At 35.3% G+C, this 12465-nt stretch carries 9 protein-coding genes; 1 reads left to right on the top strand and 8 read right to left on the bottom strand.

What is annotated here, in order from left to right; translation table 11 throughout:
* Window positions 1-2: 2 nt before the first annotated feature.
* From CH361_RS14110 to CH361_RS14075, 8 genes are read right to left on the bottom strand one after another with little or no spacing between them, the layout of a single operon-like run.
* On the bottom strand, window positions 3-2684 hold the full coding sequence (locus CH361_RS14110; protein ID WP_100791539.1) for an efflux RND transporter permease subunit: 2682 nt from the start codon (window positions 2682-2684) through the stop codon (window positions 3-5).
* 10 nt (window positions 2685-2694) lie between these two features.
* Window positions 2695-5655 carry an efflux RND transporter permease subunit gene (locus CH361_RS14105; RefSeq protein WP_100791447.1) on the bottom strand — a complete coding sequence of 987 codons (2961 nt, stop codon included), beginning with the start codon at window positions 5653-5655 and terminating at the stop codon, window positions 2695-2697.
* Window positions 5652-7052 carry an efflux RND transporter periplasmic adaptor subunit gene (locus tag CH361_RS14100; protein WP_100791446.1) on the bottom strand — a complete coding sequence of 467 codons (1401 nt, stop codon included), beginning with the start codon at window positions 7050-7052 and terminating at the stop codon, window positions 5652-5654. Before CH361_RS14100 ends, CH361_RS14105 begins: the two co-directional genes overlap by 4 nt.
* A complete protein-coding gene (locus tag CH361_RS14095) occupies window positions 7049-7681 on the bottom strand; it encodes a hypothetical protein (protein WP_100791445.1) in 633 nt (210 codons plus the stop codon). The genes CH361_RS14100 and CH361_RS14095 overlap by 4 nt, the downstream gene beginning before the upstream one ends.
* Window position 7682: 1 nt before the next feature.
* Complete coding sequence (locus CH361_RS14090; RefSeq protein WP_100791444.1) at window positions 7683-8183, bottom strand: hypothetical protein; 501 nt, start codon at window positions 8181-8183, stop codon at window positions 7683-7685.
* Window positions 8183-8710 (bottom strand): hypothetical protein, encoded by a 528-nt coding sequence (locus tag CH361_RS14085; protein WP_100791443.1) that lies wholly within the window; start codon window positions 8708-8710, stop codon window positions 8183-8185. The genes CH361_RS14090 and CH361_RS14085 overlap by 1 nt, the downstream gene beginning before the upstream one ends.
* Window positions 8707-10074: an Ig-like domain-containing domain gene (locus CH361_RS14080; protein ID WP_244279893.1), complete on the bottom strand. Its 1368-nt coding sequence runs from the start codon at window positions 10072-10074 to the stop codon at window positions 8707-8709. The genes CH361_RS14085 and CH361_RS14080 overlap by 4 nt, the downstream gene beginning before the upstream one ends.
* Window positions 10061-11611, bottom strand: coding sequence for a TolC family protein (locus CH361_RS14075; protein WP_100791442.1), 1551 nt, complete (start codon window positions 11609-11611; stop codon window positions 10061-10063). The genes CH361_RS14080 and CH361_RS14075 overlap by 14 nt, the downstream gene beginning before the upstream one ends.
* Window positions 11612-11732: 121 nt before the next feature.
* Here CH361_RS14075 and CH361_RS14070 point away from each other — a divergent pair, with 121 nt between their 5' ends.
* Complete coding sequence (locus CH361_RS14070; RefSeq protein ID WP_100791441.1) at window positions 11733-12464, top strand: FecR domain-containing protein; 732 nt, start codon at window positions 11733-11735, stop codon at window positions 12462-12464.
* Window position 12465 lies beyond the last annotated feature (1 nt).

Here is a 12465-nt window from a genome sequence, read left to right as displayed (position 1 = left end):
TATCAAAAGGAAAGTTTGGTTTTAAAAAATCTCCATTTTTGAAGTAAGTTGGATTGTAATAGAAAAAAACAAATCATCAAAACTAGTCCTTCTAAGAAGGACTTACCACCTCGACCTGGAAGAAAATAAAATAGAAGGAGTAGCAAAAAAAGAGGAATATAATTTGTTACCAAAAGTGATCTACGAGGAACCCCAAGGTTAAAAAACAATAACAACGTGGCAACGGAGCCAAACAACAAATAGTTACCCCCAAAAATAGAAACATTCATCCTCCAAAGAAGAAAAAAACTAAGGACTTGAATGCATGTAACCATTTTATCTTTTTTTCTATATAGAAAAAAGGTGATGATTAAAAACAAAAAAAATGGTCTGTAGTTTCTTTCGGCAGCGTTCTCTTCCATTACTTCGGTAAGCCGCACTTTTTCTTTTTGCAAAAACTTTTGTATTCTAGATTTGACCTCCTCCCAACGGACATCATTTCCTTTGATTAAAATCTCCAAACTAGTTTCGCCATTTTTCCGATAAATCCTTCCTGGGACTTTTATATTTTCATAATTTGTAAACGAATAACTATAAACCGATTGTTTTGTATTTAACTTAGTAGGTTTTTCCAAATCACGCTCCGAGTCCTTGGTCTGTTTTACAGAAAAGCGAACATCTATTAGTTGATCATCTCTTACCACCTTTCTAACAATTGCAGATTGTAACTCGAGTGATCTTTCACGCCATAAATCCTCAAGTTTGAGGTCAAGGAAATTTCTATATTTACTCGGAGAAACCATCTCCCTACCCTCTGTTGAAGGTTGGAAACATAACACAGCCTCTTTAACACCTGTTCCCTCATACATCCAAGGAACTAGTCCCAAAACAACACGTTCTATTTCTTCCGTATTTGCATTAGAAAAGCGCAGTTTTAGATTCGAATTTGTTTCCAAACCACCTAACAAATGAAAATATCCAGACTCTGTTGGCAAATTCTGAATTCCATCCTTCAATCCTAACTCATTCCATCGAAAATAAAAATCCGAACTTGATGCATTTTGTTTCACTACAAGGGTTTCCGTTACCTTTTGCTTCAAAATTGATTCTTCGACCTGTCTTGTGATCCGAATGGATTCTCCCTCGGAAATAGAAGTTGGAAATTCCAATTTTCCCATTTGAATATTTCCTTGTGAAGGTCTTAAAGGATAAACATGAAAACTAGAACCTAAAGCAAAAAGAACACCCAAAAACAAAAATCCAAAAAAGACAAGAATACTCCGTTTTTTCATCACAAGGGATTCTTGTTTTTTAGAATGATCTTTCAAAAGATAAGAAAACCAAGGCAAATGAATCAAACGAATGGAAGGAATTAGATTCAACAGAATTAGTTTCAATAGTCTGAATAGAAACAAGTGGCCTAATAAAAAAAATAAATGACAGAGAGAAAAAACAAAAAACGATTTTGGGATCCAATTCCCAAACACCATAATCAGAAAAAAACCCAAACTAGAACAAACAGAACCGATCCAAGGCCCCTTACGCCGAATCGGAAAAAAGAATAATAAATATTTCCAAAGAATCAGAAACATTAAAATGGATCTACCTATAGGATAAGTAAGAAGATTTAAAACACCAAAAAACAAAAAAACTAAAATATAATAAGAAAATAAATGAACTACTAAATCATTTATTGATTTTCCCCCAAAAGAAGAAAAAAGTATCAAAACAAAATCCAGTGTAAAAAAAAGAATCATTGATCGAAAAAGATCATTCATAAAGTCTTCGTGACTATTATATAAAAGTATCCAATCTTTATGATCTAATAGAATGGACTTTAATTCTTCTGAAATATGATACAAAGACGTACTACTCTCTGCGCTGATGATGATTGTTTCTGAACTAAGGCCATTGATCCTTGTTCCACGAAAGCCCCCTTTCTCTTGCAAAGAAACAGAACCAATCGAAGAAAACTTCAAACCTTCACCAAATATGGAAGGAATAAAGACCTGAGACCAATCTTTAAATTCTAAAGGAGATTCTTTCTGAAACCATTTTCCACTTCCTTTCTCCAAAACAAACCCAAATGAATGATTTCTAATCGCTGAAAAAATAGTAGATAAAGAAGGAAGTTCGGAATTTTGAATTCGATCTCTTTGAATCTCTAAAACGATTTCTTCTTCTTTGTCTGGATGATGAACAAAAGATAAAACTCCGCTTATGTTACGTATTTTCTGTTCCAAGTCTTTTCTACTAGAATCAGGTTCTTTATGTTGTTTTTGCAAAATAACAATATAGTTCTCTTGCTCTTTTCCCAACTGGATTTTTGGGAAAAGCGAATCCTTCGGGAACCTCTGTCTTTCTAACAGATATTGATTTCGAATGGATCTCACAATCTCCTGTTTTTGGATTCCAGGCTTTAAATGAAGTAGGATTAAAGAATTTCCAGTTTCCGATATAGATTCTATTTGTTCGTATCCGGAAATAGATTTTAAAATTTGTTCCCAAGGTTTAGTTAAGGATTCCTCTACCTGAAGGGCTGTTTTATTTGGCCAACGGGTCACAATTTGAATCGATTCTTTTTTCTCTAAATAAATTTCCTCTCCAAAAACAATTCCCTTCCAAGACAAAACAGACAATAATACTCCAAAGAGTATCAAAGCTAAAATTCGATGACGATGAATTCTGATCCAGTGATCTATCATTCTACCCTTCTCAAAACCTTTGGAAAAGATATGGATAGATGTAAAAAACAAAGAAAACAGAAATCGGAATCCCAACAAACATAGTTAGGGCAATTGAACGAGAAAACTCGGAACCAGAAAATCCGAAAAATAAAACAGGCAAAAAACCCATCATAGTTGTTCCTGCGTTTAAAAATATTGGTTCAGCCAACCAACGAAATACAATTTCTCTACCATTCGTATTAATTGCTTCTAGTGGTACGTCCTTCCATCTTTCGCCAAAAAGAGAAATATTATCAATCGACAATCCAAGTAAAACAACAAGTCCGATATAATGCCCTAAATGGAAGGTATCAAATAGAATCCAAACAGTTAAAGATGCAACGAAAAGATAAAATATAGATATGCCTAAATAAAATATGGGAATTTGAAAAGACTCATAAATCCCAACCAAGGCTAAATAGATAAAAACAAAAGCAATGAAAAACAAAAAAATTAATATGCTAAAGAATTTATAAATTTCTTCCTCAGCAGAAAACTTTATAAAGGAAATTCCAAACCGTTTCAAAAAGTCTTTGTCGAAATCCGATAAAACTCCCATCCATTCCAAATAAAACAAACCAGACTCCCTACGAAACTCATCATAACTTGTTTTATTCTTTGGTGTATAAATCGATTTTGCAGAAACAAGATCGTTTAATTTTGTTTTGAAATTAGTTCTTTCTGAATTTTCCTCTCCAAGAAAATTTGAATTCAACAATCCTATCCCTAAATACAAATCTCGTTTGTGAATATTTCCTAATTCTCCCAAATACCGAGGAATGTTTTGATAAAGAATCCTATTTTTTAAATCATCCTCGTCAGGAAGAAATTCGGGAACTGGAATGGAAAACCTCGACCATTCCTCTACAATGATTGGGTTTGGTAAAAAATCGAAATCACCAACTAACTTTAATTTTTCGGTATTTTTTCTCCATTCATAGGAAAAATTCAGAAGTTTCTCCAGGTTTCCATCAAGAAAAACGATCGAATCATAAGGCAAAAACGGCAAAGCCTTTGAAACTTCTGACTCAATCGATTCAAGTCTCCAATCCCAATGAGAATCAGAAAGTTTTTTGTTTAAAAAATCTTCTAGATTTTTTGGATTCTGTGTTCCAAAAAATTTCCATTGGATCGGAACTGCTTTTTCTGGGTGTTTGTTCGAATCATCTGAGATTTCGATAGGATAAACAAGAACGGAAACTCCTGGATCAAAGTTCTGAATTTGAGTTTCTAGTTGATGAACAAAATACAATTCCTCCTGCAAAGACATTCCTTTTTTAGGAAAGACCTTTACCTTCAATCCAACAGACGACTGTTTGGGGAAAATTTCAAACCTCGAACCAAAACAAAATGCAGACAGACCTAAAACAAGCACAAAACCAATGATAAAATTTCTTTGAAGAAAAAACTCTCCTAGCTGATAAGTTCGAGAATACCAATTCAAAATTAAATTTTTTCTTTCGATCTTCTCCTTATTTTCTCTGATCTCTGGGAATGAAACAGAAAACAAAGGGACTATCCACAATGAAGATACAAAGGAACAGAACACTAGCAGAGCAATACTGACCCCGGAATCAAAAAGAAAATCTTTCCATTCCATCGGAAACACGAGGAGAGGAATAAAAACCACGATGGTCGTAAGAGAGGAAGAAAAAAGGGAAACAATTACAGATCGAATGCCTTTGGAAACTGCTTCGATAGGATTCTTTTGTGAGAGAAGTTGACTGCGAATCGAAAACACGGTTAAATTGCTGGCGTCAAAAAGCATTCCGATGCCAACAGAAATTCCACCTAAACTCAGTAAATTGATGGAAACTGAAAAAAACAAAATTAGATGAAAAAAAAGTATCAAAGAAAAGAAAACAGATACAAACAAAAGAAGGGATGGGACTAAACTTCGATAAAGAAAATAGGAAAACAAAAATGCAAATCCCAAACCCCAAATAAGATTCATTACAAACTGTATCAAACTTGTTCTTAATTCTTGAGAAACATCAGAATAAATCTTTGCAGAAAACATTTCAAAACCATTAATTTTGTTTTGAACTGCTTCAGAGACACGAAGAGGATTTGTTTTTGTGTCTGAATAGATTGCAATGTATATAGTTTCTTTTCCACCGACTCTTGTTAATCTTTCCTCTGGCAACTCAGAATCAAAAATTTTTGTAAGTTGTGCGAGGGATGTTGATTTTCCATTTTCTAAATGGATTTGAAATGTATTTAGGTCATCCTTAGATTTAATTTCCGAGGCAAATTTTAATTCGGTGTCCCTTGTGAAACCCTCAACTTTTCCCAGAGAACCCGAGTGTAGTCCAGATAGAATCTGTAATTCCAAGTTTCGAATGTTCAAAGGGAATAAATCGATTACTTTCGGATCTATCGAAATGAAAGTAGATTCTTTTGGTTTTCCCAGGATCTGAACTTTTGTGATTCCAGAAATTCGTTCCAACTGAAACTGCAATTGTTTTAGATGAAAATCAAAATTTTCTAAATCTTTTTCATTCGGCTTAGAGATTAAAATTTCCATAAAGGGTTTATCATCACTACCACCTTCCACTAATCTTGAAACTCCAACTCCCGGAGGTAGTTTATCTTTCATTTCAAATATAGTTTGGTATAATTCTTCCTCAAACTCGGAAAGAGAAGCTCGGTAGGATAAATCCAATTGAACGATTGACTTACCGTGTTCTGATACGGAACGAATCCTTTCTACAGATTTTACGGAAGATAAAATTTCAGAGATAGGTAAACTCACCATCAGATCAGTATCTTCTGCTGAGTGGTTTGGAAATTCAGTAACGACAAAATACCGAATAGGTGTTAACCTTGGTAACAACCAAATTTGAAGTTCATCCAAACGAAAGAATACGGCAATCAAAAGAGAAAACGAAATAACAAAGTATAATCTTCTATGTTTTGATAAAGAACGAACGTAATTGTCGATATTCATAAAGATAAACTAGATTCAACTTCATCTTCTAGAGTAAGCCCCGACATTACTTCTAATTCATCTGATAAATATGGTTTGAATTGAATAAATCGTCTCTCGACACCTTCACCGCCTTTTACATTCACATAAAACCCACTCGTTTCGTCTCCGCGAAGAGAGAGTTTTGAAATGAGAATTTTTTCCGTGGTTTCTGAAAGTTTCACCTGAACCAAACCAAACATTCCAGGCAAAATAAAAGGTGATTTGGAATCCAACCTAACTTTAATTCCAATGCTATGTGATTTTGGATCCAAATATCCTCCCACGCGATCCACCTTACCAAAGATAGGTTCTCTTTTTCCATCGGAAGGAAAAAACAAAACTGATTTTCCAGGCGAAAGATTCGGAAGATCGGCTTCCCCAATTTGAAATCCGACAGACAATTCTCCTTTTTCCACTAAAACCATAACCGGCATTTGGCCGAGACTCTCCCCCTCTTTGATTTGAATTTTTAAAATCTTTCCTGGTTTCGGAGCGCGTAACTTAGTTTCCGATAACAACTCTCTATTGGTTTTGATTTGATTTTGAATGATTTTTTGATGAGAAAGACTTAACTCATATTCAGATCTTTCTAAAGAAGTATTTTTTTCTCTCCAAACTTTTAATTGTTCTTCAAAACTAAGATTCTCAATTCCTAAATCTAAATTGACACCACTCAAAAGATTTTCTCGATCTCTTACTAAGTTTTTATATTGAGATTCCTTTGTTTCTTCTTCTTGTTTTAATTTTTCAACCTCCGAGAGAGAAACAAAACCTTGTTTCCAAAGAAGAATTTTTTTCTCCTTTAAATTCTGAGAATGGTTCCATTCTTTTTCGGCAATACTGATCCACTCCGTTTTTTTATCAATTTCTCTTAATTTAACATCTATTTGTTTCTCCGCAAGTTTCCATTTCTCCAATGCAATCGCCACTTGAGAACTTGCAATCTCAAGAGAAAGTCGCAACTTCTCTCCTTCCAGTCGCAATAGTTCATCATCAATCTCCAAAAGAAGATCTCCTTCTTTGACAAAACTCCCTTCTGCAACAAAAATCTTTCGGACACGGCCAGACTGTTTGCCATGCAAATGGATTTCTTTTGTGGGTTCAACAACGCAAGGAAATTCAATGACCTTATTTTCTTCTACTAAACGAGGTTTTAAAAATATAAAATTCTTTTTAGGCATTTCGCCTGCGAAAACTTCTGTTGTGGTGTCCCATTGGTTTGGATAATAAAACCACTTTACTAAAAAAGGAGAACGTCCACGCAGCTCTTCTGTAGAAAAAAATGTATAAAGAACGGAAGCAAAAAGATACAAAATGAAAACGACTAGTAGTTTACGGATCCAAATTTTAAATTTTGGCAAATGATTTGATTTCATAGATTCGCCAAAATGAGAACAAAAAACACAAAGAGAATCGGATTTACATAACCCAAACTATGCGAAATCAATAAAGTATTACGATCTGTTGATAGAAACAATCTTCTATATAATTTTCCATTTTCGATGATAAAAAATAAAAAAACGGAAGTCCAAAAGATGATAACAAGCACTGAATAAACACCACTATGTAGAAAATACCCAAGTATCTGGTTCCCTAAAAACAAAACACAGACAAATAGAAAAAACAAACGAATCAGATTTCGAAACAATTCAACAAAATTAGTTCGTAAAATTTTACCATCCTTACTTCCCAAGGAAAATAAAACATTAATGCCAACACAGACTAAAAAATACAAAGTTGCACAGACAAACACTGCAATGATTTGAAAGGGATACAAACGAAGTAAGGGAACTTGTTTTCCAGAATTGACTGCCTCCAGTTCCAACGAACGATTGAGAAGCATAAACTCATCCCAATTCAAAAAACAATGAAATGCATAAAAGAAAACATAGAGAGTTATGAAAAAATAATATGATTTTGGAAACCTAAGAAGCCAGTTTTTTCCCTTTTGTATTTTTGCTTTTACACTTTCAATAATCGATACATCCCCAATCAACCAATCCATTTCATTCCCCAAGTTCCTTATGTAGTCGATCCAAATGGGTTTGGAATTGTTTGGACTGGGCCGAAAATATTTTTTTCTGATTGGATGGTGTTTTCTTTTTATAAATTTTTAAATATAATAAACAAGCTTCAGGAGAGACTGGCAGTAATTCCAAAAGTTTAACTTCATCTTCTTGTGAAACTGAAATTGCTTCTTTGGAAAGCAAAAGAGCTTTAAAATACAACAAAACCATTTCAGGTGGTTTGTGTTTCACGAAAGACCATTCAGAGAATAACTCTTTCCATTGGCCCGAATAGAACAAGGTCTTAAAATAGATGGTCAATTCTCTTTCCGTTAGTTCTCTCTCTTCTTTTTTTTCCTTTAGAATCGAATTTACAAAACTGATATGACCTAAACGAAATGCTTCTGATAGAACCTTAAAATCTTTTTTCTCAGATTCGGAACCTTCCGAACAAAAACCGAGAGAGAAAACAAACAAAAAATTGACCAATTTACTTTTCATTACTTTCCCCCTTGAAACTCTAAAAGTTTTTCCCGAAAGGGCAAAGGTTCTTTGAGATCAAAAGGCCAATCCAATCGGATGATTTCTTTTTTACTGATACGAATCCAAAACATTCTCAGTGATTTTGATTTGAATTCCAGATTTGCACTATGGCGTAGTAAAACCAAATCCGATGCCCCTATTTTTTCTGCTTGCTCCAACCAAATTTGAATCCTTGGTTTTTCACTGGGGGTGAATTCTTTTAGTTTGTTTTGAAAGACTTCCAGGTGATCCGAATCTCCGATAGATGAAAGAGATTCTTCTTTAACCAAATCTCCGAGTACAACCTGGAATCCCGACTGCTCTAATTCATCTAAAATGAGTAAATTAATTTCTTTCGCTTCGGAATAAGAGTCAGATATTCCAAAGTTAGATAAATGAATGAATAAAACTTTATTTCCTTTAGGTATGGGATAATGAACTTCCTTAAACCCTCGGGAGGAATGGATACAGGAAAACAAAAATAAAACAATGGGAAGTAATTTCATTTTGCCTCCACCTGAATGACAAAGGCATTCTTCATTCGTTTTCCTAAAATAGACTTTGCCTCCGCTTCCAATCGAAATTCATAGTACGGATAAAAATTTGGAGAAGAGATAGAGGCTGATAAATTGAAATCTCCCCCTGTTGCGATATTACCAAATAAGGAACCGTTACAACTTGCCTCACTTTCTGCATAAGAATAAGTGAGCTCTCGACAACCATAGGGAGAAACGGTTTGGCAATTCGACCAAACCCATGTCGATAAACGAATGTTTGTGGAAGGAGGAGAAATTTTAGAGAATCTTGTCGCCCCAATGACAGAGGTTGTGTCCATAAATTGGTTAAAAAAAATCCTAAAGTTGTCTGTATTTACATCCGCACACGCAGAGGAAATTCCTGAGTCACCAGTTCCATCATCCCCTCCTCGGAACTGATAAGAATGAGGACTTAAAATAGGCAAACCTTCACTCCAAAAACAAGTCGCTGAATCCCAACGAGCGCCCGTTATAGACCCGATCTCCTGGATTCCCAAACCACAATTTTGTGATTCCAATCCAAACCCGATGACCGCAGGATCAGAAACATTACCGACTAAAAAATCTTTTCGAAAACTTTCCTCCAACGCCACTCCATCCAAAGAATGAATCCCTGCAGGAAAAAAGATATAATACCGAGTATTGGGCAAAAAAAGGGAATCGGGCAAAATTCTGATTTGAGAAGGATTTTCCCATTCGATTCGATAAGAAATAGAAGGTTCCATTCTAAGACCAAGGTTTACTTCCGATGGATTCATCGGTTTTGAAAACCGAACCTGGATGGGAGCTGGCCCTGGTATTCCCGTACACCCAGGCGTCACATCACCTAACAAAATATTTGTGATCATTCCCCCAGCCAAACATTCTGTTTCTGTTCCCGTATAAATAGAGATTTCTTCGATAACGGGAGCCTCTGGAATTTCCTTTTCTCCAATACGAAAAGGAACTGTATAAACACGATCCAAATCCTTTCCTGATTTATCTTCACATTGTTTGGTAAGCCGGACAATATAACCGCCAGAAGTGAGCTCTTCTTTAGGTGTAAATTTAATACTGATTTCGGAAGTTTCAAAACTACCTCTAACTTGTGGCTCCAATGAAAAAGCAGACACACAAGATTCAATAGACATGGGATGACTAAAGACAATCGAGACAGTTGTCTTTGGATCTACGTTTTGAGCCTCTGCATTAGGTGTAAAAGATAAGACTGTGGGAGTTTTTTCACCATTCAAAACCCCCAACCAATCTTCCAGGGAGCCAAACTTCGAAGAACAACCAAAAAACACCAAACCTAAACAAAACATAGAAAAACCACTCCAACTAACGGGATTCATACGATTCCTCCATTAGAAATGGGTATTTATTTATCAGTTTTGGTTCATTTGTTTTTGAATTTTTTTTATGGGTTTTTTCCTTCCAAACATCCAAAACATCATTCAGGTCACTAGAAAATTGTTTGGACTCGAGTCGGTAATAACGATTTTCAAAAGGATTTTCACCAAGTAATAAAACAAGTTCTAGGGCATTCGCAATGTATTGAAAATAATGATCAAGTAGTGTTTCCATTCCGAGAAACATTTCATCTTCCGACTTCAAATATTCGAGTTCGGAGATCAAATTTTCTTTTCGTTCTTCTCTTTTGGATCGGAGTTGGAATAAATTGGATTTAAAATTATTTAAGTACAGATTGTACTTTCCATACAATTCAATGACTTTGATTTCAACTGATTGGATTTGGTTTTGGAAACTAATGTCTGATTGTTTCCAATCTTGCTTTGCTTGCAAAACAGACATTTTTGATTCAAATACTTTTTTGTTTCGACCCATATCATCAAAAAGTCCAATGGATCCACTTTGAAATGCGTTTTCTCCTGAACCAACTGGTTGTGGTCCATATCCGGGAATCCTTTGGATTCCATTTCCTTCCGACTGGATTCCGTTCTGTGTATTTGATTGAAAACTAGTTCCTCCTAAATTGGCCTGAACCCCCAAACTGAATCCATAAATTTCATTTTGTAAAGGAAACCCAAGATTCCCATTTTTCCCAACATAACCACCTAATACAAGTTTTGGTTTCCAATCATTTTCTAAACTTTCATCTTCTAATTCCGCAAGTTCCATTTGCAGACGAACTTTTTTAAGTACTGGATGGTTCGCATCACTGGTCTGGATTTCTCTCGGCTCAAATAAACGGATCCTTTCGGTAATCCCTCCTTCCAAAAATAAACTCATACGAGAATCTAAGGACATCGCTTGTTTTAATTCCAAAAGGGCGAGTTTCTTTGCAGATTCAGAATGAATCTTTTTAGATTGGAATTCAACCTCCCAAATTTTTAAAAACCCGAGTTCTCCTTTGGCTAAAAGTCCAAGTTCAGATTCTTTTTCTCTTTTTTTCTCTTCGAGTCTGTAACGTTCTGCACGGAGTTGGTAGAGTAAATCAACCAACATCAGTTTGTTAAAATTCAAATATGATAATGAGATGGATTTAAATATCTTTTCCTTCAGAAGTTTTTTGTCTTCAGAATGGATGAGCCTTCTCAGTTCAATTTTTTGTTTTTCTCTTTCGGTTTCTCCTCCGTCATACAGAAGTTGTTGGATTTGTAACCGAACATCTCGATACTCTTGGTCAATTTGTTCCTGATTTTTAGAGAAGATTCCAAAATAATGTACACCTAGTTTAGGAAGGTATTGTTTCCACTTGTCTCTTGTGAGAATAGGAAAGATTTCAGAACGTACATTTTCTAATCCCAAACTTCCACTTCGTTCCATTCCAATCCAAACGCAGTCTTCCCATTGTAATTTACTTTCTGCTTGTAAAGAAGTAGATAGATTTCCAATGAAAACACAAAGGATCCAAGTTTTATGCCACATATCAATAGATAGGTGGTAGATCTTAAAGATGGTTCCCAATCACCAAATTTGTAGGGGATTTTTTTAATTTTTTTTTTAGATTTTGGCTTGTAAGAGTAGAGATTTCCCTTATAAAAGTTGCATGATTCGATTTCTAGTATCCATTTTGTTTCTTTTTGTAACCACTACCTTAGTTGCGGACGAAGTAGGGATCATAAGTTTCATCCAAGGAACAAACTACCTTTCTGGTCCACGTTTTAAAAAGGCAAAGGAACCTGTAAAGTTAGGAAGTATCCTAAAAAAGGGAGATACGATCACTACAGAAAATGGAACTTGCGAAATCCAATTGGCTACCCAAGCCACCGTGCGCCTTGCAAAATTTTCCTCCATCCAAATCGAAGACTTACTTAATCCTAAATCAAAATCCACCACATTGAAACTCGTCGGTGGAAAACTATTTGTCAAAGCCCACAAACCGGCTGCCGGAGTTCCCAGCCAAAACCAACTGAGTGTGGTCAATCCAAGTTTTGTGGCAGGTGTACGCGGGACTGAGTTCTTGGCGGCGGCTCCCGATGTCGGCGGAACAGACGATGACCTAAGTGCTGTGGAAACAGGAGTTTATGTCAACGAAGGAACTGTCGCTGTTAGCCCAGACAAAAAGGGAAAACAAACTCTGGTCAATGAGAACGAAGAAGTGCTCGTATCGGGAAAAGAATTAAAAAAACAAATCTTAGATGAATTCGTGAAAGATAAAATGCGTATCTTCGAAGAATTCAAAGCCATCAAAGAAGAAAACTACCAACGAATCAAAGAACAATACGAAAAGAACGACCAACTTATGAACGAATATAAGGGACAAGGAAAGGTAGACTAAT

The organism is Leptospira brenneri, assembly GCF_002812125.1.
Taxonomy (GTDB): domain Bacteria; phylum Spirochaetota; class Leptospiria; order Leptospirales; family Leptospiraceae; genus Leptospira_A; species Leptospira_A brenneri.
The sequence above is the reverse complement of the archived record's forward strand: the minus strand, read 5'-3'. Positions and strand labels throughout refer to the sequence as shown.